We start from the raw sequence: 23,215 nt of genomic DNA, 5'->3' as shown, positions 1-23,215 counted from the left end.
GACTTTTCGAGGTTCTTGCCCACGGCGAACGCCCCGCTGGCGCTCTCGTTTCGGTCGCCGCAGCGCGGGCTAACCGAAAATGTCGGAGGGGAATGGCATGATTTCTGTACTGCGGCGGTACCCTCCGCCGAGTCTAGCCATGGGGGAAACATGGACAACAGTCTCGCTTCAGCTACGCCCGGGGACGCCAACGAGCGGGCGTCGCCCCAGGATGAACCGCCAACTGCCTCGGAAGATCAACATGACCGAGCTCCAGACATGCCGCCGTATGCTCTGGACTTCCATCCCGTTCACTGGCCGTGAGTCGGTCGGCCGGCGAGTGGACGCTGTCCCAGTCGGCGCAATGTGAAAACGTTCGACCAACGATCCAGACCTGGGGCGATGGTCGAGAAGGAATAGGGTTTGAAAAGCAGCAACCGCCGCTTTTTGTAGCTCGATAGGGCTGACGGGGTGCGCCCAGCCCGTCTCAGTCTGCGACCGCCAGCCTGCTTTCACTACCGGCCAGGCTATGGACTGGACGGGGGCTCACGGCGATCGACGCCCCTCCGGGAGTCGTCAAGTCCCGGCGCCGTAGCTGACCCGGCCGCCGGGTTGCTCGGTTTTTGGTAGACATCGGGAATCCCGTCGCCGTCGTCGTCGACCCTCTCCGCCGCCTCGATGGTGCGGTAGTGCTTGTTGCGGGCCCGCAGGATTACGGACGCGATCAGGGCGGCCAGGATGGAAGCCGACAGGATTCCGACCTTGGCGTGATCATTGGTGGGGCTGTCGGGGGTGAAACTTAGATCGGCGATCAGCAGCGAGACGGTGAAACCGATACCGGCCAGCAACGCCATGCCCAGCAGGTCCACCCAGCGCAGGGCCGGGTCAAGGTTCACCTTCGTGAGTTTGGTGAGGAGCCAGGTGGTCCCCACAATGCCGATCGGCTTGCCCAGGACCAGGCCCACCATGACGCCGAGCGCGACCGGATCGGTCACCGCCGAGATGAACCCGCTCCAGCCGCCCACAGTGACGCCGGCGGAGAAGAAAGCGAACACGGGTACCGCGAATCCTGCCGACAGAGGACGGATCCGGTGTTCGAAGAGCTCGGCCAGACCGGGCCCGGCATCTGGCCCAGCGCTGGACTTCCGGTGCAGGACGGGCACTGCGAATCCGAGCAGAACTCCTGCGACTGTGGCGTGAATACCGCCTGCATGCACAAGGGCCCACACGACAAAGCCGATGGGCAGCAGGATGAGCCAGGCGGCAGCTGGCTTCAAGTGAAAAAATTCGCGATACTTCTGTGCCAGCACCGTATACAGTGCGAGCGGGATGAGGGCCAGGAGTAGGGGCGCGGCCTGGATGTCATCGGAGTAGAAGAGGGCGATGATGGAGATGGCAATCAGGTCATCGACGACGGCGAGCGTTAATAAAAATATCCGGAGTGCGCTGGGCAGGTGTGAGCCGACGATCGCGAGGACGGCGACGGCGAAAGCGATATCGGTGGCAGTGGGAATTGCCCAGCCACGCAGCGTCTCAGGGCTGAATATGTTGATGCCCACGTAGACCAGGGCGGGAACGGCTACGCCGCCGACCGCGGCGGCAACCGGAACTATCGCTTTGGCGGGACTGCGCAGATCACCGGCAACGAATTCACGTTTGAGTTCGAGTCCGACGAGGAAGAAAAACACGGCCAGCAGGCCGTCAGCAGCCCAGGCTCCTAGGCTCAGCTCAAGATGCCAAGGTTCGTACCCGAACGTGAAGTCTCGAAATGCGAAGTAGCTATCGGAAGCTGGGGAGTTGGCCCAGATGATCGCGGCGGTGGCGGTGATAACCAACAAGATGCCGCCGACGGTTTCCTTCCGGAGGATTTCGCCAATTCTCAGCGACTCGGAGTAGGTACCGCGGCCGATCAGCCCTGAGACGGGTTTGGGCTTGGAGGTTGGGTCTGCCATGAGTGAGGCTCCTGAATTGGGTTCGACAATAGAAACTGCCGACCAGACTTCCCGGCTCACCTTCAGTCCAGTTTACCAGTCAGACCGGGAAACCGCTCTCCGGCGGTTCACGCGGATCACCGTGCCCGCCGGTTAGCGTCGCTGGTTGTTCCTACGGACGGCAATCCGGCGGGTCAGATCCGAGGCCGCAAGGACGGCGACGGCGATGGAGATGGCGACGAACGCGAGCATGAAGTACAGACCAATGAGGGTGGCCATCGGCGATCGGGCTTCGCGCAGCATCGCCAATCCACCTACCAGACCAACCGACCAGAACGCCGCAACAGCGGCCAGAACCAGGACGGCCGGCAGCCAGTCCCGATTGGCTCGCAGCCACTGCAGCGTGCGCCTGACGATCCGGGTGATTTTGTCCATGCCCCATAGTGCGCTCTGGGCTGGCGGGAGCACGGGCGGGACACGTGTCGACTCGGTCACGTTTCGGTGTCCTGGTCGAGACAGAACACTGGGTACTCGTCGCGCAGGAGCGCGCCGTGGGCACGGACCGCAGGGGTCATTGGCCGAGCTGACCAGGGCAGACGGTGGGGCGGGAGTCCTCATCCAGGCCAGCCACCGAGTCGACGGCGAGCGCACGGCCCAGATTCCAGCCCAGCCAATCGTCGGTGGTCGCGGGGGCTGGCTGCAAGGCGATCACGCACGGGGTCACCTCGACGGGCAGGCCCGCCACGATCGCGGGTGCGGCGTCGGCTTCGAGACTGGCCAGGTAGGCAACGTCCAGTTTGCCGCTCGTCTCGAAGCGGTTGATGTTCTGCTGGGCCACCCAGGCCTCAGGGTTCGCCACGCCAATGACCAGCAGGAGGACTGCACCGGACATCAGCGCAGCCCTGGGCAGCCACCACCCGGACATCCGCACCCCGGCCCCCATCACGAAGACCACCAACAGGCCGAGCCACACTTCGAACGCGTCCACCAGGACACGCAGCACAGTGAAACCGTAGGCCTGCTGGTAGATGGACATCCTGAAGAGCGCCGAGACCCCGACCACCAGGGTAAGTACCGCCAGGGCGCCGAGCGCGATGCGCAGCAGCAGACGGTCCTGGGCGGTGGCTCGAGGCGCTTTGCGAACAGCCAGCGCGATGGTGGCGAGGGTCAGCGCCGTCGCAACGGTCAGCTGGGCGAATTCCTGATGGACGTAGTCCGCGTAGCTGAGCCCGGTGGTGTCCCGCACAAACTCGTGTCCGCCCCACATCGCCGACGCCTGCGCGGTCACGAAGACCGCAAACACTGCGACCACAACGCCCGCCGGGAACAGCCATTCCCACGCCCGGCTGACCGGGCGGCCCGCCCCGACGGCGGCCTTCTCAACCAGGGGTGGATTGATGGCCAGATAACAGCCCGCAAGTACTACGCCGCCGACGACGAACCAGACGAAGGCGCGCAGCACCAGACTATCGGCCAGCTCAACGTCGGGAAGGACAGTGGACACCCAGGAACCGAACACCGCGTCTCCGGAAGCGAACAGCCCGCCGAAGACAACGAGCGCCACGAGTGAGATGGCGGTGGTCCGCAGCACCGGCCACAGCGACCGGTGATTTGGTGGCAGCCGACATCGTGCGACCCAGCAAGGGGAGGCCGTGGATGCCGCTAAGCACCCACGCGAGTCCACCGGCACAGATGGGCAGGACGCGTTTAGCGTCGGTGAGGGAGGTGGTGACGAGTACCCCCGCGGCGAGGACCGCCAGTCTGGCCAGCCATTCGGCGTCGCGCAGGACTACCAGTGAACCCAGTCCCAGGCACAGCACCGTGGCGGCGACGGTCCACGGGCGACGATGACGCACCGACAGGGTTAGCATCAGGGCGCCGGAGACCAGCAGGATCAGCAGGGTGCCCAGCCCGAGGTTGCGGTCCGGCAGGACGACAGCAGCCAGTGCGCCGACCGCGAGCGCCAGGAACACGGGCCGGGGACCCGTCCGCAGTCCGCGCTCGGGCCAAAATCGTTCGGTGCCGGACATCACCGAGGGATGGTCCGGCACATCAACTGGTGAAGATCCTTGGGCAGGGTAGGGGTAGCCAGCGGCGGTCACGGCGGTCTCCTCGGGGTGGGTGGGGTGGCGGCGGGCGCCGGCGCGGGGGGAGCCGTCGCGGAGACGGGTGGTGGGGTTGCTGCCCGGGATGCCCGGGGGAGCACTACGAGGATCCGAGCGCCAGCGGACCCCGGAGCGGGTGGCAGCGCGGTGATAGACCCGCCATGCAATTGGGCAATCCAGCTGGCGATGGCCAGGCCCAGGTGACCGCAGTCGCCATGGGGTTCATGGTCTTGCTGGCGGCGATCAATCTTCGCGGCGTGGGCGAAAGCGTGAAGTTCAACGTGGTGCTCACACTGGTGGAAATGATCGCCCTCTGCATGGTGATCGGCGTCGGCTTCTACGTCATGACGCAGGGCACCGGGAACTTCGAGCAGGTGGTGGTCTTCACCGACTTCCAGGACAAGGACCTGTTCCTCGCCGTCACCTCGATAGCCTTCTTCGCGATGGTCGGATTCGAGGACTCCGTCAACATGGTCGAAGAGACCAGGAACCCTGAACGAATCTTTCCCCGCGCGATGCTCACCGGTCTGGGAATCGCGGTGATCCTTTACATGTTGGTGGCCATCACCGTGGTGAGCGTGCTTTCCCCCACTGAAATCGAAGGAATCCGGGAGGCCGAGGGCGCTGCTCTTCTTGAGGTGGTGCAGAAGGGGTCCCCGGACTTCCCGATCGACCGGATCTTCCCATTCCTCGCGGTCTTCGCCGTGGCCAACACCGCGCTGATTAACATGCTGATGGCGAGCCGACTGATCTATGGTCTGGCCCGGCAGCCGGTCCTCCCACGGCCGCTGGGTGCAGTGCTCCCCGGGCAGCGGACCCCCTGGGCTGGCATTGCCTTCTCGACCGTCCTCGCCCTGGGGCTGATCTGGTACGTCACCAGCGATCCGGAGAGCAACATTGTTGCCAACCTTTCGGGGACGACAGCGTTCCTGCTGCTCTGCGTTTTCACCGTCGTGAATGTGGCCTGCGTGGTGCTTCGCGGCAAACGGGACCGGTCGCGGAAGGTGTTTTTCACCTCCCCGGGTCCGTTGCCTCTTGTTGCGGCGGTCCTGTGTGCCTTCCTCGCTGCCCCTGGGTGGACCGGGATCCGGTGCAGTACCAGATCGCTGCCGGACTGATGCTGATCGGCGTCGTGCTGTGGTTCATCACCTGGCTCATCAACCGCATGACCAACGTCAACGAGCCCTGACCAGGCCGGCTTTCAGCAGGGCGGGCACATCCACTGGACTACACGGCGGTTTTTGGACAACGAATGCACGGCACCCGGAGGGCCTTTTCAGGAACTAGCCTCCTGGCGTGGGCAAAGAGGCGATGACGATTCGCGAAGCAACCGGGGAAGGACAACATCTGGGTGCTGACCAACACCGGATCCGCCAAAGCGACAGCAGTTGACGTTCAGTTTGAGCAGTTCGCCGTGGAGTCGTCGAACCTGCGGAGCACCATGGCGACGTCGGGCGAGGCCTCCTTCAGCGGCTACCCAGGGGCCAAAAACCAGCAATGCTCATCACCTGGACCACGGAAGACAACGAACAGCGCGGCCCGGCCCGGCGCGCGGTCCCGCTGCAGGGCAACCGCCGCTGGCAAGACTGGTGAGCCGACCCGGCACCCAGGTGCCGGCCGACTCATAGTTTGGCAAGCGTCTTCCGGAAATCCGCTTCAGCCGTGCGTTGAATTGATTGTTCGGCTTCATGAAGTACCCCGTAGGCGAAGGTGTTGTCACCGGCGCGGCGGGCGGCCCGGGATGCTTTGAGAAGGTACCGCTGGAACAGTACGCTATCGCGATGCGTCCCCAGGATGTCCTGGATCTTTTCGGAAGCCTTCCCCGACTTACCCATCTGTGCGCTGAAGCTGAACCCTGAGGTTCCATCGACGGACCTGATGGCGTAGCGCAGCCGCTTGGATCTCTTCCGCACCTCATGCAGCAGCTCAAGCTGTGTGTCGAGATCGGTTTCCCGATTCGCTCGATGAGCTGTCTTCAGCACCGCGGTCTGTTGCCGTTTGACGGCCTGGGGAAGCTCCGACGCGGCTTTGCCGCCCTTCTTCTTGCCGCCCCTCAGCGGGAGACTCGAGGTGAAGTCGTCAAGCGCATCGAGGGTGGCGAAGTAGCCGGTGGAGTTTAGCTCTCGCAGGACGTGGGACCGTGCTTTCAGGCGCTGTGCGGCCGACATTTTCTCCAGCCGTCTCATGACATGCCGGGGAATTGATCCCTGAGGCTGGCGTGCGATGCCCTTCCCGATCAGATCCTGCATCACCTCCGCGTCCCGGGCCGCACTCAGGGTTCCGCCCATCAGTTTGAGCCGTTCCTCAAGGTGATCGGCCTGCTCCGCGTCCAGGAGCGGACGGTAGGTCTTGAGCATGCTGCGCAGGGTGCGGGACCTGACGCGCAGTTGGTGCAGGGACCCCTCCTCGTTGCGGCGGACCCGCGGGTCCCAGGCCATCAGATCCTCAGCCGCCCGGCGGAACGAGGCGGTGAGGACATTCCTGACCGTGCCCGGTTTTCCCTCGGTGAGCGGATCCTCGGGTTTGCCGCCCAGGGCTAAGGCGAGTTTCGGCCCGCCGAGACCCGGCGATGCCCCGGCATTCAGCAGGCAATATTCGACGGCGTCCACCACCCGGGCCTGCTCGTCGACGGGGTAATCACCGGCGCCGACTACCTCGGCCTCCCACTCCCGCCAGGACCGTTCAACGCCGGTGGTCAGATCCTCAGAGTCAACCAGGTCATCACAGATCTCGATCAGCGGGCTACCGACAGTCCCGACCAGGGTGGTGATGGTCCGGGTGGTGGTGAGGCGCGCCACCGGGATCAGGGACTGGCCCCGGACATGGACCCGCACCAGGTCAAGCACCTCAACTGGCACGGCGTCTGGCACGGCGTCTTCGGCGGCCGACAGCGGAACGTGGACCTCGAGACGGTGCGGGGCAGCAGGGAACTTGATGTGCCACCCCTCGTCCTTGCCGCCGCGACGGCGCCGCAGGGTGATGCCGTGGCGCAACAGTGCGCGGGTCGCCAGGTCGTAGTAGACCGCCCCAAGCACCACGGTCCCGCCGTCATCCACCCGGTCCACGCCGGCGATGCCGGTAAAGTCGGGGATCGACTCTACCGGCCCAACGTCGTACTTGCGTTCAATCTCCAACGCTTCGGTGCGTGTCATCCCCCTATTATTGCGCCTGGCCTGCTGCGCGTCACGAGCTCGTGGCATGGGTGCTGCCGGAGCGGTGGTGGGACGTGGACAGCAGGCCGTTGAAGCGGCGCTGCGTTTCCCTGACATCCTGCGATGTTCCGCCAGACCGAAGGATCCTGTCGATTTCCGCGTCGGCTTCCCGGAGTTGTCTGAGGAGGCTCTCGTCTGCCCCGTCCTCACTCATCTGGGAGATCGTTAGTTCGTTTGAAAAGCTCATGCTGGTCTCCTGCCGGTCACGAAGGTTCATCCCGCGCAATTTAGCTGCGGGGCGACGGATGCTGTGCCCGGAAGGGGATCCCCTGATGATGCGGCGCGACAGAATGGCGCGGAGTTCGTAGCGGGTGGCCGATTCATCGGGGGCAGACTGGGGCGGCGCCGGGAGGAGTGAGGGTGTCTGTTGCCGATCGGATCTGACCACGGAATACCTTAGCGTGCGGGCTCGCCGTGCGGTCAGACGGTGACGAATATGCCCACAGCAGACGGTAACCGAGGCCGTCTAGGGCTGAGGATACCCCACGAAGCTGGCTGCGCGGCTCATTCGAACCTGGAAGGATCGCCCATGCCGTACCGCACCACCTCGGCGGAGCCGCTGGAAAAGTCGATGACGGTGGTGGGTTCGGCCCCGCACTCCCCGGATTCGATGACCGCGTCCACCTGATGATCGAGCTCTTCCTTGATTTCCCAGCCCTGGGTCAGGGGTGCCTCCTGGTCGGGGAGCAGAAGGGTGCTGGACAGCAACGGTTCGTCGAGCTCCTCGAGCAGGGCCTGGACCATCCGGTGGTCCGGGATGCGGACGCCGACGGTCTTCTTCTTCGGGTGGAGGAGCCGGCGGGGGACCTCCTTGGTGGCGGGCAGGATGAACGTGTAGCTGCCCGGCGTCACCGCCTTGATGCTGCGGAACACGTCGTTGTCGATGTGCACGAACTGTCCCAGCTGCGAAAAATCCTTGCAGACCAGGGTGAAGTGATGCTTGCTGTCCAGCTTCCTGATCGACCGGATCCGGTCCAGCGCGTCCTTGTTGCCCAGCTGTGCGCCCAGGGCGTAGCAGGAGTCGGTGGGGTAGGCGATCAGCCCGCCGGACCTGACGACGTCGACAATCTGCCCTATTGCGCGCGGCTGCGGATCTTCGGGATGTACATCGAAAAATTTGGCCATGCGAAGAGCATACGTCGGCGCGGCCCGGTCAGGTGATCCCCAACTGGAACCAGCCGGCCCAGCCCGTTGATGCGTTCCACCAGGTGCTGTAGACAACGCTGTCCGATCCGACGACGAACACGTCCAGGTGCTCGCTCACCCGGGACACGGCTGCCACCTGGCTGCCGGGCTTGGCGACGCCGCCCGAAATGTTGAACCAACCGGCCCACCCCGATGTGTCATGCCACCAGGTGCTGTAGATCCTGTTGTCGGTGCCGACGGTGAAGAGGTCGAGGTGGTTGGAATACCGGGCTACCGCGGTGACCGGTGACCCAGCCGACGCGACACCACCTGACACCTGGAACCAGGAGCCCCAGCCGGTCCTGGCGCTCCACCAGGTGGACATGATCTTCCCGTCCGGGGCGGTGGTGAACAGGTCCAGATGATCGGGGTGCCGTGCCACGACGTTGACCGTGGCGTCGGGCCGGGCCAGCTGCCCGCCGACCTGGAACCAGCGGGACCAGCCGCTGCGTTCGTCCCACCAGCAGCTCCAGACCCGGTTGTCGGTGCCGACGGTGAACAGGTCGATGTGGAAGGGGTACCGGGCGATGGCTGTGACGGTTGCCCCGTTGGCCGCGACCCCACCGGAGATCTGGAACCAGGTGGACCAGCCGGTCCGCACATCCCACCAGGTGGACATGATTCTGCCGTCCGCGGCGGTGGTGAACACGTCCAGGTGATCGGCGTACCGGGCCAGGACATTCACCGTCGACCCGGCGCGGGCCACCAGTGTGCCCAGCTGGAACCAGTTGGACCAGCCGCCGGAGGAACTCCACCACGCGCTGTATACCCGGTTGTCGGTGCCCACGGTAAACAGGTCAAGATGGCCTGCGTAGCGGGCGACTGCGGTTACCGGCGACCCTGCGCCGCCTGGTGACGCGAACCCGCCCATCAGGTGGAACCAGCCAGCCCACCCGCTGCTCTGATCCCACCAGTTGGACATGGTGCGCCCATCGGACCCCACGGCGAAGACATCAAGGTGCTCCGGGTACCTGTCGATCACGGTGATCGGGGTTTTCGCCCGGGCCGTCAACGCTCCCAGCGGCCCGATCCGGTTCCAGATCACCTGCCGGCAGATGCGGCAGAACGGCACCCCGAGGTCCCGCATCTTGCACGCAAATTCCGGCCGAAACGCGCCGCAGTGATAGTAATGTGCGCCTTCGAACGTTCCGACAGTCCCGGCGGACACCGGGCTGGGCCGTGAATCCACTGTGCTGCAGTCGGGGTTGGTCATGGTGGGGATCGCGGTGGCCTCGTTGACCGCCCAACGCCACTTGAGGGTTACCCGGTTCCGGTTGATCGTGACGTTGGGTTCCCCGGGCTCCGGGCCGGGATGATGGTCACGGCCGGTCTCTTCGCCGCCGGCGTAATACGGATACTCGTCTGCCAGACCGAACGCTGTGTGGCCCATCTCGTGGATACCGATCTCGGTGGCGCTGCTGGCGAGGGAGTAGGTGCCGATGGAACCGCCGCTTCCCCCGTAGACGGTCGAATTGACGATCACCAGCACCGTGGTGAACTCCGGAATCTGTGCCGCCGCGACGCTGAGCGCCGTTCCGGCGTTGCAGAGCAGCAGCCGCCTGATGCCGTTGCCGCCGAAGGTCGCGTCAAAGTAGGTCCGCGCGGTGGCGCCGGTGCCACCCGGTCCCACCGGATCATCGGCTCCGGAGTCGGTGGAGGACACGTTGACCCGGAAGATGTTGATGGCCGGCGCCAGTTCGTTGAACGGTGGAGTGCCCAGGAACGCGTTGGCGAGTGCGGTGCAGGCGGCATCGAAGGCGGCCTGTTCTGCGGCCCGGAACCCGTCGCCCAGGAGCACCACGTTGAACGCGCGGTTGCGGGGTGCTGAGCCCCGGATCTGGGTGGTCCCAATGATTGCTCCGTCGGCGGTAGTCATTCCGTTTCCCCCCGTCCCTCAATGGCGAAGCTGGTGATTTCCGTGACGCGGGAGGCTCCGAGCCGTCGCCCGTCGCCGCCGTCGCCCGGCGGTTCAGCCCCCCGGCCGCCGGTGTCCTCCGGGTCCGGCTCGGCGATGTCGATCAGCGCGATGCTGCGTGCAGCCTCCGGCGCCGGGACGACGACGGTAAACGCGCCGCTCGGCCGCTCCACCTGCACCCGGGTGATCGGTTCACCGGGAGTCTCAGGGAACACCTCGGCGCTCTGAAGGTCGCCGGTCCGCACGGGGACACGGGTTAGTGGCGCGTCCTGGGCGTCGCGTACCTCGGCGTACCGTCCGGCACGAAGGTCGGGGTGCGCATCGAAACCGGTGACCGCCACGTTAACCGGCTGCTGGAGGATCAGGCGGACGTCGTCGCCGTCGTACTCGAAGATCAAGCGGATGGCTCCGGGGGCGGATTCTGGGATGTCAGTCATGAGGGATCTTCTTTCGCAGGAGGTCTTCTCCCTATCGTCCCGCCCGCGACGTTATTGGGCTGTTACCGCAGCCGGGGTGCGGACGGCCCGTCGACCGGTAACACAGCAGTAACGCGAGCGGCGGTACGTTGGGCCTTTATCCCCGAGAGCCCCAGAGGTAGAGTGCCACCATGATTGAATCTGAATCCTCAGGCAGCCGGACCCGCGGGCAGGAAGCGGAGACCACAGGCCGTTTCATCGTCGTTTTCGCCGACGCAGAGCAAGACGCGCCGGGTCTGCTGCGGGCGGCCGGCGGCATGTCCAATGTTGCCGATTCCCGCGATTTCGGTACCCGGGCTGCCACGCCCGCTGAGACGGAGGGCACCGACGCCACAGTCTATTCCCGACTGGGGATTGCGGTGGTGTCCGCTGATCCGCAGCAGGCCAGATCGTTGCGTACCTCCTCGGACGAGGGCGCCATCATCTCAGTGTCACCCGAATTGATTCACCACGTCCTCAGCGAGGAGCCGGGGGGAGCCTCGGCGTCGTTTCAGGACACCCCGCAGCTCACCTGGGGCTTGCAGGCGGTGGGTGCTGACACGTCCCCCTACAGCGGTGAGGGCATCCGCGTCGCGGTCCTGGACACCGGATTTGAATCCAGTCACCCCGACTTTTCCGGGCGGCAGATCACGGTCGAGTCGTTCATTCCGGGCGAAACCGCCCAGGACGGCCACGGTCACGGGACCCACTGCATCGGTACCTCGTGCGGGCCGCGGGCCCCGTCCGACGGCCCGGCGTATGGCGTCGCCTACGAGGCGGAGATCTATGCCGGGAAGGTTCTGAGCGACTCCGGGTCGGGCAGCGATGGCGGCATCATTGCCGGAATCGACTGGGCGATGGCCAACGGCTGCGCGGTAATTTCGATGTCGCTCGGCGCCGATATTGCGCAGGTGCATCCGCCCTACACGGCTGTGGGACGCCGGGCGCTCGACCAGGGTCACCTGATTGTCGCAGCTGCGGGGAACAACGCTGACCGACGGCAAGGCGACTTCGGTTTCGTGGGTGCGCCCGCCAATAGCCCGTTCATCATGGCAGTCGGCGCACTGGATCAGCAGCTGGAGATGGCGTTCTTCTCCGCCCGGACCCTTCCGCTCCGCGGCGGGCAGGTTGACGTGGCCGGTCCGGGGTTCCAGGTGTACTCCTCCTGGCTGATGCCCGACCGCTACAACACCATCAGTGGAACGTCGATGGCCACTCCGCACGCTGCAGGAATCGCGGCGCTATGGGCGCAGGCCTCAGGGTTCCGGGGCCGGGAGCTGTGGTCGCTGATGGTTCAGGAGAGTCAGCGCCTGCTGGAGGCGTCGGTCGATGTCGGCTCCGGCCTGGTGCTGGCGCCGCAGGAATAGGGTCAGATGAACTTCACTGTCACCGTCGATGACGTGCACCGTCCCGCGATTCAGGAGGTCGCGGAACGGTTGCGGTCCTGCGGTCTGGAGGTCGACCGGGTGCTCGGCAATGTCGGCATGATTACCGGGTCAGCGCCCGAGGACTGCCGGCCGGATCTGGAGGCCGTGGAGGGAGTGTCCTCGGTCGACGGCGAAGCCCGCTACCTGCTGCCGCCGCCCGACAGCGATATCCAGTAGCCTGGCCGACTGCTGGCCGCCGGACACTACTGACCGCCCGGGTCGGGGGTGCCGCGGGTCTTGCCGCCGACGTCGTCGAGCACGTCCTGCGCCTGCCGGTCCACTAGCCCGGTGAAGAGTTGCTGCGCGGCGCCGAAGGTGATCGCCCAGGCCACGATCTGGGCCGGGTTGTCGAGGTCGCTCAATCCGGGGACGAAGCCTCCCCGCATCAGCTGGAGCCCGAGCACGGCGGTCAGGGCACCGGCAGGTAGCTTGAGAATGGCCAGGGCAAGCGGGAGTCCGTACGGGGTCGAGGTGCCGCGGACGTGTCGGAGGGACGCGGCGCCGGACACCGCCGCGGCGATCAGCCCGAAGGATTCGATGAAGAAGACGTCCCAGGGTCGGGGGCGGTCGCCGGTGGGGCAGGCGGTGCCCTCCGACGGTTCGAAGCACAGGCGCAACTCGTCCGGCCGAATCCACCCGGCGATTGCAAGCCCCGTCGCCAGCACGGTCAGCACCAATGCGCCCATGATCAGCACGTTGCGGAAGCTTCGCACCCGGGAGAACTCATCCCTGGACTCAAGGCAGGAGGCCCTGAACGCCGCCACCAGCGTCATCCGACCCGATTCCTCCAGCGGCGCTGCGGCCGCGGCGGCGATCACTTGCTCCACCGCGGTCCGATGTGGGTCATCCCGTGACAGGTGGTGCCGGGCATGCGCCTGGATGCCCGGCAGTTGTGACTCGACGTAGCCCAGGGGAGCCCTCAGCAGGAGTGCCACCTGCGCTGCATCCAGCTGACTGAGAACCCGTTCCACCACGGCGCCATTGAACGACGTCTGGATGGCCGGTGACTTCTCTTCCGCCACAATGATGGCTTCGTTGAGGTGTCGGATGATCGCGTGATCCAGCGCTGCCATGGCGCTGCCCTGCCCTGTCGGGGCGTTTGCCGGGGGATCGGAGAGGCTGATCCATTCGGCGAGGGTCCGCAACTGGGCGGCGAGGGTGATGGCCTGTTCGCGCCAAGCGCGGTTGGTGGGCGGCGGGAGCGTCGGCGGTAGCGGTGGTGGAGGCGGCTGAGGTGAAGCGGAGGGTACTGACATGGCTCAACTTACTCGAACGACGGGTGCAGGCTAACGCCAAAACCGACAGTAGGCTCCGGCAGGAGGGGAGGCTCCTGGGTCTGCAGGAGGGGGCGGATCAGCTCGGTGATCCGTGCGGATGGCCTCACGCCGCAATCGCGCTTGAGAGTGGACAGATAGGCGCGATAACTCCTGACGGCCAGTCCGTGGTTGCCCGCCGCCAAATGGATGCGCAGCAGTGTCCGCTGCACGCTCTCGAGCAGAGGATCAAGTGCGACGGCGGCGGTCGCGGCATCGAGGGCGGCGGGCAGTTGGCCGTGGGCGAGATACCTATCGGCGAGGGTTTCCAGAGTGACGAGCCGCTGCCGGAAGAGCCGGTCCTGGTCAGCGCGCAGCCAATCTTCGTCCCAGCCGGGCAGCAGCTCAGCGGACCGCAGTTCGGCTGCCAGCCCTGGCGGGACCGCGGCCCCGCTGTCGGCAAGATTGACGCGGCCGAACAGTTGGTTGACGTCGATGGCGATCCCCGGGCCAAGCGCCAACGGATCGCTGACCGGGTGGAGCAGCCCGGGCAGTTGGTGCGCGATGTTCCACAGGCACGCCCGCAGGCTGCCCGAAGCCTGCACGTCGGTGCGATCCGGCCAGAGCAGCCCGGCGATATAGCACCGTCGTCGTCCGCCGCGTAGCGCAAGCGCGGCGATCAGGCGTTGCTGACGGAACGCAACGGTGACTGGCTGGTGATCCCGTTCAAGACACCAGCACCCCAACAACTTCAAATTCCATTGGACCGGAATGCTCGACGACATGCCCCGTCCCCACTTCCTGCTTGAAAGGGGAGAGGCGCCCCCTATCCGCTGAAACGGTTGACCGCTGTCAAGTGCTAGCATCCTCAGACTTCAGCGGGTTGTCAATGCTCCTGGCCACAGCTCGCCCCGAGACGATCGCCTCTCCGATCGGGTGCCGCGCCCGGCGCGCCGGCGGGGCGGGGCGGGCGCGGGCGGGTCCTAGCGGACGTCGCGGATGATGTTGGTGATCCGGGCGGTGGAGAGGCGGCGGCCGACGTCGTCGGTCATCACCACTTCGTGGGTGGCCAGGGTACGCCCCAGGTGGACGGCCGTGGCAGTTCCGGTGACCAGGCCCGACGACGCCGACCGGTGGTGGGTGGCGCTGATCTCGATGCCCAGGGCCTGCCGGTCCCGGCCCGCGTGCAGGCCAGCAGCGAAGGATCCCAGCGTCTCGGCGAGGACGAGGTGCGCGCCACCGTGCAGTATCCCCGCAACCTGCTCGTTTCCCTCGACCGGCATGGTAGCCACGAGGCGGTCGGGGGTCATCTCGGTGAAGACGATGCCCATCTTCGCTGCGAGGCGCCCGATGCCGTGGCCGCTGAGCCAGTCGTGCATCTTTTCGGGCACGCCGGCTGCTGTCAGCTCGGCGGCGAACGGGTTGGCGGTCGGTTCGGGTCCGGACGGCTCCGGAGTGTAATTGTGGGTCATGGGAACTAGGCTGGCACCTGTGAGTCAAACAACCAAACCTGACGTTCCCGCAGCCGCCGCGACTCTGACGGACGCCCCGCCGACGGCCCAGGCCCCGGCCGACGGTTCCCGTCAACGCCTCCTCGTGATCGACGGCCACTCGATGGCCTACCGCGCGTTCTATGCCCTGCCCGCCGAGAATTTTTCCACCGACACGGGCCAGCACACCAACGCCGTCTACGGGTTCACCGCGATGCTGATCAACCTGATCCGGGACCAGAAGCCCACCCATGTGGCGGTGGCACTGGATCTGAACACACCGACGTTCAGGACCGAGGAATACACCGAGTACAAGGCCGGGCGCGCAAAGACTCCCACGGAATTCCACGGCCAAGTGGACCTGATCATCAAGGTGATGCAGGCCATGCACATTCCCACCCTCTCCATGGAGGGGTACGAGGCGGACGACATTATCGCCACTCTGTCGGTCCGCGCCGCCGCCGCGGGCTGGGATGTCCAGGTGGTCAGTGGCGACCGCGACGCGTTCCAGCTGGTCAATGACCGGGTGACGGTGCTGTACCCCAAGCAGGGTGTCACCAACATTCCGCAGCTGGATGCGCAGGCTGTGGAGGAGAAGTACCTCGTACCGCCGGACCAGTACTCCGATCTGGCCGCGCTGGTCGGGGAGACCGCCGACAACCTGCCGGGCGTACCCGGAGTCGGCCCGAAAACGGCCGCCAAATGGATCAAGCTCTACGGCGGGCTGGACGGCATCCTCGAGAACCTCGACGCCATCAAGGGGAAGGTGGGCGACTCGCTCCGGGAGAACATCGAGTTGGTCAAACGGAACCGGCGGCTGAACCATCTGCTCCGTGACCTTGACCTGCCGGTCGAACTGGACACGATGGTGTCCAGGACCCCCGACCGCCCGGCCGTCGAGGAGCTGTTCGACTCCCTCCAGTTCAACGTCCTCCGGAAGCGCCTTTTCGACCTGTTCGGTGAGGAAGACGCCGCCGAGGCCCACGATGAGATGACCCCGCCGGAGCACGTGGTGCTCGGCGACGCCGCGGCCCTCACCGGGTGGTTCAACGCCACCAATCAAGCCATCGCTGCCGTCCAACTGGTGACCCGGGGAACCACCGGGAACGACGACGTCGCCGGGCTGGCAATCGTGACCTCGACCGGCGCCGCCTACCTGGAGCTGGAGACACTGGATGCTGAGGGTGAGCAGGTGCTCGCTGGCTGGCTGGCCGATCTCAGTGCGCCCAAGGTGGTCCACGACTTCAAGGCCGCCTACAAGCTGCTGGCCGCCCGCGGGCTGAAACTCGCAGGAGTGGTGGACGATACGGCCATCTCCGGTTACCTGATCCAGCCCGACCGCCGGGCCTACGACCTCGGCGATCTTAGCCAGTCGCACCTGAGGATGTCCATCGCGCCCCCCGCGGAGTCCACCGGGGGACAGCTCGCGCTGCAGCTGGAGGAAGAGGACATGGCGTCACCCGCCGTCGCCCGCGCCTTCGCCGCCCTGCAGCTGAGCGAATACTTCGCCGGCCAGCTGGTGGAGCGCGGAGCGAACCAGCTGCTCGGTGGTCTTGAACTGCCCCTGGCAGAGGTGCTCGCCGAGATGGAGCTGACCGGCGTGGCGGTGGCGATGGACCGCCTCGACCGGCTGTTCGACGACTTCTCGGCGACCATGAGCACCACCAGCGCCGAGGCGTTCAGGATTATCGGCAAGGAGATCAATCTGGGCTCGCCCAAGCAGCTCCAGGCGGTCCTGTTCGACGAACTGGAACTACCGAAGACCAAGAAGATCAAGACCGGCTATTCCACCGACGCCGATGCGCTGACCGACTTGATCGTGAAGACCGGCCACCCGTTCCTGGAGCAGCTCCTGGCGCACCGCGACGCGTCCAAGCTCCGACAGACGGTCGAGGGGTTGCGCAAGTCGGTGGCCGACGACGGCAGAATCCACACCACCTATGTGCAGACCATCGCCGCCACGGGACGGTTGTCCTCGACGAACCCGAATCTGCAGAACATCCCGGTGCGCTCTGACGAGGGGCGGCGGATCCGCGAGGTCTTCGTCGTCGGCGATGGGTTCGACTGCCTGATGACCGCCGACTACTCCCAGATCGAGATGCGCATCATGGCGCACCTGTCCGGCGATGAGGGTCTGATCCAGGCGTTCCGCGACGGCGAGGACCTGCACCGGTTCGTCGGCGCGCACATCTTCAACGTTGAACCCGCCGACGTCACCAGCGCGATGCGGTCCAAGGTCAAGGCCATGTCCTACGGCCTGGTCTACGGTCTGAGCTCGTTCGGGCTGTCCAAGCAGCTGGCCATCTCGGTCGATGAGGCCCGCACGCTGATGGGCGACTATTTCGACCGGTTCGGTGCCGTCCGCGACTACCTGCGCGGCGTGGTGGAACAGGCCCGGATCGACGGCTTCACGTCGACCATCGAAGGACGCCGCCGGTACCTGCCCGATCTCTCCAGCGACAACCGGCAGCTCCGGGAAATGGCTGAACGGGCCGCGTTGAACGCACCCATCCAGGGGTCAGCCGCTGACATCATCAAGAAGGCGATGCTCGGCGTCGACGCTGAACTGCATCGGCAGAGCCTCTCATCGCGGATGCTGCTCCAGGTGCACGATGAGCTGGTTCTGGAAATCGCGCCCGGTGAGCGGGACACGGTGGAACTGCTGGTGCGCGAAAAGATGGGATCCGCTGCGGACCTGACGGTGCCGCTGGACGTGTCGGTCGGCGTCGGGGCCAGCTGGCACGAGGCAGCCCATTAGCCCGTGCTGGTGCCTGGCTCCCTGCCGCACTAGGCTGGTGGATCGTGACCGAAACCCAGGACTCCGCCGCCCCGTCCCCACTGCGCATCGACACGTTCACGGTGACCGCCGACACTGATTCCTCCTCCGACGGTGCGCTGGCCCATTGGTTCGAGGCAGTCCGCTTTGGGTTCCACGAAGCGCGGACCGAGCCGGAGGATCTGGCCACCTACGCCGAGGCGTTTACATCCGACAGCCGCACCCTCTGGGGCGCCTACGACGACGCAGCCAGCGCACACGCCTGGGACGCCAGCATTCCGGTAGCCACCTACGCCACCATGGTCAACTCCCTCAACGTCGGCAACGGCCAGCTGATTGACGTGCACCAGATCACCGCCGTCACCGTGCGTCCGACCCACCGCCGTCGTGGTCTGCTGCGCACCATGATGACCACCGACCTGCAGGCCGCCGCATCCAAGGGCCTCGCCATCGCGGCGCTGACCGCTTCGGAGGCGACCATCTATGGCAGGTTCGGGTTCGGCGCAGCGACGTTCACCCGCAATGTCGAGGTGGATGTCAAGGAACGGTTTGCCCTGCGCACCCCTGCCTATGGCGTGACCGAGATGGTGGCGCCAGCCTCTGCGGCAGCCCTGTCAGAACAGATTTTCGCCCGATTCCACCATGTGACCACCGGGTCGGTGGGCCGCCAGTTCGCCTATCCGCAGCGCGCATCCGGGCGGTGGGGCGAGGAACGGCCCACCGAAGACAAGGGCGTCCGCGCCGCCGTCCATTACGACGACGACGGCCGACCCGACGGGTTCGTCTCCTACAAGTTCGCTGGCTGGGGGACCACCCCGTACACGATGAAGATTATCGACCTGGTTGCCGCCTCCGACGCCGCCTACCTTGAGCTGTGGCGCTACCTCGGCTCGATTGACCTGGTGCAGCGGATCACCTTCGACCATGCGCCGGTTAACGACCCCCTGCCCTGGGCCCTGCAGGATCGCCGGTGCTACAGGCTCATCGGCGACGAGGACGTCCTCTGGCTGCGCATCCTCGACCCGGTAGCCGCACTCGAGGCACGCGGCTACGAGGGTGCAGGGACTGTCACCCTGGAAATCGTTGACCCGCTGGGGCACGCAGCGGGCCGTTTCAGGCTGACGGCCGAAAACGGTGTGGGGACGGTCGCACGCCTCGACGACGACGCCGACACCCAGTTGCGCATGGACGTCGCGGCGCTCGGCTCGCTCTTATTGGGGGGCGTACCGGCGGTCACGCTGGCCGCCGCCGGGCAGATCGCGGAACTGGGGGCCGGCGGCCAGAGCGGGCTCGCCGTCGTCGACCGGATGTTTCAGACCCCGACGAGCCCGTACTGCATCACCCACTTCTGAGTTTCCCCACCAAACCCCACATTTGCGTTCCTGTACCCCGGCAACCCGCGCCCCTCGCCGAAGTGTGAGATCTGGCGGGCCGAAGGACCGATGAGGGCGAGCCTCACCTCACGGCTCGGTGGGACGGGGAGTGCCGCTTTGACCTGTGTTGGCGCAGACGGCTAGACTGGACGGGCGTGTAATGCGCACTGTGAAACGGGTTATTCAGCAGCATTAGGTAACGCGTTCTCTCTCCAAAAGCCCACTCCCGGGCGGGTACCACGTGGGCCAGCAGAGTTTCCTGTTGTCTTCGCGTCGCCTCCCGGATCAACTAATCATCCACAACGGAGTCCCAACTACATGACCATCACCACCACCGAGAAGCCAGGTGCACCGCAGGTCGCGATCAACGACATCGGCACCGCTGAGGACTTCCTCGCAGCGATTGACGCCACCATCAAGTACTTCAACGACGGAGACCTCGTTGAAGGAACGGTAGTCAAGGTTGACCGCGACGAAGTTCTGCTCGACATCGGTTACAAGACCGAGGGTGTTATCCCTTCCCGTGAGCTGTCCATCAAGCATGACGTTGATCCCGGAGACGTTGTCTCCGTCGGCGATCTTGTCGAAGCCTTGGTGCTCACCAAAGAGGACAAAGAAGGCCGACTGATTCTGTCCAAGAAGCGCGCTCAGTACGAGCGTGCCTGGGGCGATATCGAGAAGGTCAAGGAAGAAGACGGCGTCGTCACCGGTACGGTCATCGAAGTTGTCAAGGGTGGACTCATCCTGGACATCGGCCTCCGCGGCTTCCTGCCTGCGTCCCTGGTTGAGATGCGTCGTGTACGCGATCTTGCTCCATACATCGGTCAGAAGATCGAAGCGAAAATCATCGAGCTGGACAAGAACCGCAACAACGTGGTGCTGTCCCGCCGTGCATGGCTTGAGCAGACCCAGTCCGAGGTGCGTTCCACGTTCCTGAACAAGCTGGAAAAGGGCCAGGTTCGTCCCGGCGTCGTCTCCTCGATCGTCAACTTCGGTGCCTTCGTGGACCTGGGCGGCGTCGATGGACTCGTTCACGTCTCCGAGCTGTCCTGGAAGCACATCGACCACCCATCCGAGGTTGTCGAAGTTGGTCAGGAAGTCACCGTTGAGGTTCTTGAGGTTGACCTGGACCGCGAGCGGGTTTCACTGTCACTGAAGGCCACCCAGGAAGATCCATGGCAGACCTTCGCCCGCACCCACGCCCTCGGGCAGGTTGTTCCGGGTAAGGTTACCAAGCTGGTTCCGTTCGGCGCGTTCGTTCGCGTCGAAGACGGCATCGAAGGCCTGGTTCACATCTCCGAGCTGGCAGTCCGTCACGTTGAGCTTGCAGAGCAAGTTGTCTCGGTTGGAGACGAGCTGTTCGTCAAGGTCATCGACATCGACCTCGAGCGTCGCCGGATCTCACTCTCCCTCAAGCAGGCTAACGAGGGCGTCGATGCCGACAGCACCGAATTCGACCCAGCCCTGTACGGGATGGCTGCCGAGTACGATGAGGAAGGCAACTACAAGTACCCTGAGGGCTTCGATCCTGAGTCGAACGAATGGCTTGAGGGTTACGACTCGCAGCGCGCCACCTGGGAAGCTCAGTACGCTGAGGCCCAGTCACGTTGGGAAGCTCACAAGAAGCAGGTTGTGCAGCACGCATCTGACGATGCAGCCGCAGCCAACGAGCCGGTCGAGTCCAGCTCCACCAGCTACTCCTCGGAGCCAGCAGCTAGCGAAAGCAGCAACGGCGGCAGCAGCAGCAGTAGCAGCAACGTCGGCACGGGTACTCTCGCGTCGGACGAGGCTCTTGCCGCGCTGCGCGAAAAGCTGACCGGCAACTAGGTCACGTACTAGCCAGCCAAAAAGGCCCCCACCACGTTGGTGGGGGCCTTTTCTGTGCCCTGACGTGGTGTGGGGCACCCGGCGTGGCCTTCTTTCCCACCGATCGCGGGCCACGGCTGGGAATGTCTAGACCATCCCAGCGATCGGCCGTACCCAGCGGGATGGCGTACGTCAGACGGGGATGCGCTCAGCGACAGCGGCGCTCAGGGTGAGGGCAGCCCGGGGACGGCTTTACCCGGGGTGAGCCTGGCCTCGAGGTAGGACGGTTCCCGGAGAGCGCGGGTCCAGGCATAGGTTTCGGAACCCGGGAGCGGGCGGCGGACCGGGTCGAAGCGCAGACCCGGCGGGTCGTCGGTCTGGGCCGCTTCGGCCGGGTCACGCTGTTCCAGCTCCACGAATCTCAACACCAGCGTGCCAAACCGGGTCCACTCGCCTAGTGGACGGCTGAAGCACAGGGCCAGCTCTAGTGGCCGCTTCGCCAGGCCCACCCTGAGCCGGGCAGGTGCCGCTGGTAGCTGACCGCTCGGGTCAAGAGGGAAAGCCGCCAGGAGGACGGCTGACTTTACTCCCTTGTACGGCATCATGGACGTGAATTTTGCTGCCATCACATTCCGTTGGGGGAGCAGCACGAATCGGCCGGGCACCGACGTACCGGTTGAGGCCAGCAACACATCAAAGTGGTCAGCACCGTCAGGAACACGAACGGCCAGCCCCAGGATGTCTGGACTCCACCGCGGGAGGCCGACCGAGCGGGAGAGTCGCGCGCGGACACCGACCTGGCCTGTGCCGTCGATCCAGGAGATGCCGCTCGGCACAGGCGGCCCGGTTCGGGTCAGAGTCCCGGTGAGCCAGATCCCGTCAGGATGGATGGGGCGTCGCGGTCTGACGGTTTTGACTGCAGCGAACAGGCCGGCGAATCCTTTACCGAGTGCAGTGGTGGCGCGCATGGGTTAGCTCTTTACTGTGCGGGGTGAGGTGGAGGTGCGGTGGGAGGTGGAGTGCTGGATCGCGTAGAGCGCCAGACCGATGACGACCAGGACTCCCGCCCGCAGCCAGATGTCAGCGCTCTGTTGCGTCATGAGGAGGATGGAGGAAGCGATGGCTAGATAAGGGAACATCGCCGGGATCCTAAAGTGCTGGTGCTTAACGCGGTCCTTGCGGAGCACCAGGACGGCGATATTGGTGCTGAGGAAGACGAACAGCAGGAGCACAACGACGGTTTCGGCCAGCGCAGCTAAATCTCCGGTGCTGCTGAGGATCATTGCGGCGGCGGTAGTGGCGACAATTGCGACCCACGGCGTCCGCCGGTTGGGTAGCACCCGTCCCAGAGCCGACGGCAGCAGGCCCTGTTGAGCCATCCCATAGGTCAGGCGGCTGGCCATGATCATGGTGAGCAGCGAGCCGTTGGCGACGGCGATGAGTGCCACGAAGCCGAAAATCCACTCGGGAATGCCGAAGCCGGTGGCATTCACGACGTCGAGCAGGGGCGACGTGGAGCCTGCCAGGTCAGTTGCCGGTACAGCCGCCGACGCCGCGAGCCCTATCAGGACGTACACCACCCCCGCTGTGAGCAGCGCGCCGAAGAGTGCGCGGGGGAACACGCGGCTGACATCCTTGACCTCTTCGGCGACATTCGCTGACACCTCGAACCCGACGAATGAGTAGTAGGCGATCAGCGTCGCGGCGAGTACCGCCGAGGCAGGACCAACGCCGTCGGGAAATTGGGTGACCCTGCTGAGGTCTCCGTTGCCCTGCGCAAGAAACAGTCCGACGACGACAATCACGAGCACCAGGCCTGAGACTTCGACAATCGTCATGACCACGTTCGTGCGCACTGACTCGCGGATGCCGCGGGCGTTCAGGGCGGCGACCACCAGGAGGAAGACGAGCGACGCCGGGACGTCAATGAAGGCGGACAGGTAGGCCCCGGAGAAGGCCTGGGCCAGACCGGCTGCGCTGGTGACGCCGGCCGCGAGCATGCAGAAGCCCACCAGGAACGAGATCAGTGGCTTGTTGTAGGCGCGTTCGGCGAAGACCGCAGCGCCGCCTGCCTTCGGATACTTGGTGACCAGCTCTGCGTAGGATCCTGCCGTCAGTAGCGCCAGTCCCAGGGCGACGAGCAACGGTACCCAGATGGCGCCGCCCGCTGCACCGGCCACCACTCCAACCAGCACGTAGATGCCGGCGCCCAACACATCACCAAGGATGAACAGGAAAAGTAACGGGCCGGTAATGCCCTGTTTTAGCCGGGGCGGTGCTGACTGCAGTTCGGTGGACATTCCCGCAG

At 65.4% G+C, this 23,215-nt stretch carries 19 protein-coding genes and 1 pseudogene; 6 read left to right on the top strand and 14 right to left on the bottom strand.

The genetic code is table 11. The features are described 5' to 3' along the window. Positions 1-506 precede the first annotated feature (506 nt). The 4 genes from nhaA to ACX80G_RS09520 all read right to left on the bottom strand — a co-directional run bounded on the left by nhaA (position 507) and on the right by ACX80G_RS09520 (position 4,012). Positions 507-1,931, bottom strand: coding sequence for a Na+/H+ antiporter NhaA (nhaA, locus tag ACX80G_RS09535; protein ID WP_459307401.1), 1,425 nt, complete (start codon positions 1,929-1,931; stop codon positions 507-509). 132 nt (positions 1,932-2,063) lie between these two features. After that, the gene (locus tag ACX80G_RS09530) at positions 2,064-2,405 is read right to left on the bottom strand and encodes a hypothetical protein (RefSeq protein WP_459307400.1); all 342 of its coding nucleotides are present in this window, start codon (positions 2,403-2,405) and stop codon (positions 2,064-2,066) included. Between the two features lie 76 nt (positions 2,406-2,481). Next, the gene (locus tag ACX80G_RS09525; RefSeq protein ID WP_459307399.1) at positions 2,482-3,474 is read right to left on the bottom strand and encodes a DUF4153 domain-containing protein; all 993 of its coding nucleotides are present in this window, start codon (positions 3,472-3,474) and stop codon (positions 2,482-2,484) included. Next, a complete protein-coding gene (locus ACX80G_RS09520; RefSeq protein ID WP_459307398.1) occupies positions 3,389-4,012 on the bottom strand; it encodes a hypothetical protein in 624 nt (207 codons plus the stop codon). The genes ACX80G_RS09525 and ACX80G_RS09520 overlap by 86 nt, the downstream gene beginning before the upstream one ends. Positions 4,013-4,215: 203 nt before the next feature. On the opposite strand from ACX80G_RS09520, the pseudogene ACX80G_RS09515 reads away from it, so the two are divergent. Continuing rightward, positions 4,216-5,204, top strand: a pseudogene (locus tag ACX80G_RS09515) (amino acid permease); the annotation flags it as partial. A 433-nt stretch (positions 5,205-5,637) separates the two neighbouring features. Here ACX80G_RS09515 and ACX80G_RS09510 read toward each other — a convergent pair. The 5 genes from ACX80G_RS09510 to ACX80G_RS09490 form a co-directional block, all read right to left on the bottom strand. Beyond that, a complete protein-coding gene (locus ACX80G_RS09510) occupies positions 5,638-7,167 on the bottom strand; it encodes a CYTH and CHAD domain-containing protein (RefSeq protein ID WP_459307397.1) in 1,530 nt (509 codons plus the stop codon). A 31-nt stretch (positions 7,168-7,198) separates the two neighbouring features. Further along, positions 7,199-7,414, bottom strand: coding sequence for a hypothetical protein (locus ACX80G_RS09505; protein ID WP_459307396.1), 216 nt, complete (start codon positions 7,412-7,414; stop codon positions 7,199-7,201). 317 nt (positions 7,415-7,731) lie between these two features. Next, positions 7,732-8,352, bottom strand: a complete 621-nt coding sequence (locus ACX80G_RS09500) for an L-threonylcarbamoyladenylate synthase (RefSeq protein WP_459307395.1) — start codon at positions 8,350-8,352, stop codon at positions 7,732-7,734. Between the two features lie 28 nt (positions 8,353-8,380). Further along, on the bottom strand, positions 8,381-10,288 hold the full coding sequence (locus ACX80G_RS09495; protein WP_459307394.1) for a M64 family metallopeptidase: 1,908 nt from the start codon (positions 10,286-10,288) through the stop codon (positions 8,381-8,383). Continuing rightward, positions 10,285-10,764, bottom strand: a complete 480-nt coding sequence (locus ACX80G_RS09490; protein ID WP_196841410.1) for a hypothetical protein — start codon at positions 10,762-10,764, stop codon at positions 10,285-10,287. The genes ACX80G_RS09495 and ACX80G_RS09490 overlap by 4 nt, the downstream gene beginning before the upstream one ends. Before the next feature lie 170 nt (positions 10,765-10,934). Here ACX80G_RS09490 and ACX80G_RS09485 point away from each other — a divergent pair, with 170 nt between their 5' ends. Next, positions 10,935-12,149 carry a S8 family serine peptidase gene (locus ACX80G_RS09485; protein WP_459307393.1) on the top strand — a complete coding sequence of 405 codons (1,215 nt, stop codon included), beginning with the start codon at positions 10,935-10,937 and terminating at the stop codon, positions 12,147-12,149. A 6-nt stretch (positions 12,150-12,155) separates the two neighbouring features. Continuing rightward, positions 12,156-12,386: a hypothetical protein gene (locus ACX80G_RS09480; RefSeq protein WP_459307392.1), complete on the top strand. Its 231-nt coding sequence runs from the start codon at positions 12,156-12,158 to the stop codon at positions 12,384-12,386. A 26-nt stretch (positions 12,387-12,412) separates the two neighbouring features. Here the strand turns inward: ACX80G_RS09480 and ACX80G_RS09475 are convergent, their stop codons facing one another. The 3 genes from ACX80G_RS09475 to ACX80G_RS09465 all read right to left on the bottom strand — a co-directional run bounded on the left by ACX80G_RS09475 (position 12,413) and on the right by ACX80G_RS09465 (position 14,934). Then, the gene (locus ACX80G_RS09475) at positions 12,413-13,465 is read right to left on the bottom strand and encodes a hypothetical protein (protein ID WP_459307391.1); all 1,053 of its coding nucleotides are present in this window, start codon (positions 13,463-13,465) and stop codon (positions 12,413-12,415) included. A gap of 8 nt (positions 13,466-13,473) precedes the next feature. After that, complete coding sequence (locus ACX80G_RS09470; protein WP_459307390.1) at positions 13,474-14,247, bottom strand: AfsR/SARP family transcriptional regulator; 774 nt, start codon at positions 14,245-14,247, stop codon at positions 13,474-13,476. Positions 14,248-14,445: 198 nt separating this feature from the next. Then, on the bottom strand, positions 14,446-14,934 hold the full coding sequence (locus tag ACX80G_RS09465; protein WP_459307389.1) for a PaaI family thioesterase: 489 nt from the start codon (positions 14,932-14,934) through the stop codon (positions 14,446-14,448). Between ACX80G_RS09465 and polA the strand changes: the two genes are divergently transcribed. The 3 genes from polA (at position 14,933) to rpsA (ending at position 20,928) form a co-directional block, all read left to right on the top strand. Next, the gene (gene polA, locus ACX80G_RS09460; protein WP_459307388.1) at positions 14,933-17,710 is read left to right on the top strand and encodes a DNA polymerase I; all 2,778 of its coding nucleotides are present in this window, start codon (positions 14,933-14,935) and stop codon (positions 17,708-17,710) included. The genes ACX80G_RS09465 and polA overlap by 2 nt on opposite strands. Before the next feature lie 44 nt (positions 17,711-17,754). After that, complete coding sequence (locus ACX80G_RS09455) at positions 17,755-19,080, top strand: GNAT family N-acetyltransferase (RefSeq protein WP_459307387.1); 1,326 nt, start codon at positions 17,755-17,757, stop codon at positions 19,078-19,080. 339 nt (positions 19,081-19,419) lie between these two features. Then, positions 19,420-20,928 (top strand): 30S ribosomal protein S1, encoded by a 1,509-nt coding sequence (gene rpsA, locus ACX80G_RS09450; RefSeq protein WP_459307386.1) that lies wholly within the window; start codon positions 19,420-19,422, stop codon positions 20,926-20,928. Between the two features lie 203 nt (positions 20,929-21,131). Here rpsA and ACX80G_RS09445 read toward each other — a convergent pair whose 3' ends face one another. Both ACX80G_RS09445 and ACX80G_RS09440 read right to left on the bottom strand, forming a co-directional pair. Next, positions 21,132-21,875, bottom strand: a complete 744-nt coding sequence (locus ACX80G_RS09445) for a hypothetical protein (RefSeq protein ID WP_459307385.1) — start codon at positions 21,873-21,875, stop codon at positions 21,132-21,134. A 3-nt stretch (positions 21,876-21,878) separates the two neighbouring features. Next, positions 21,879-23,207 carry an APC family permease gene (locus tag ACX80G_RS09440; RefSeq protein WP_459307384.1) on the bottom strand — a complete coding sequence of 443 codons (1,329 nt, stop codon included), beginning with the start codon at positions 23,205-23,207 and terminating at the stop codon, positions 21,879-21,881. Positions 23,208-23,215 lie beyond the last annotated feature (8 nt).

Source organism: Arthrobacter glycogeni, assembly GCF_054510815.1.
This window is presented reverse-complemented; position numbering and strand designations above follow the sequence as displayed.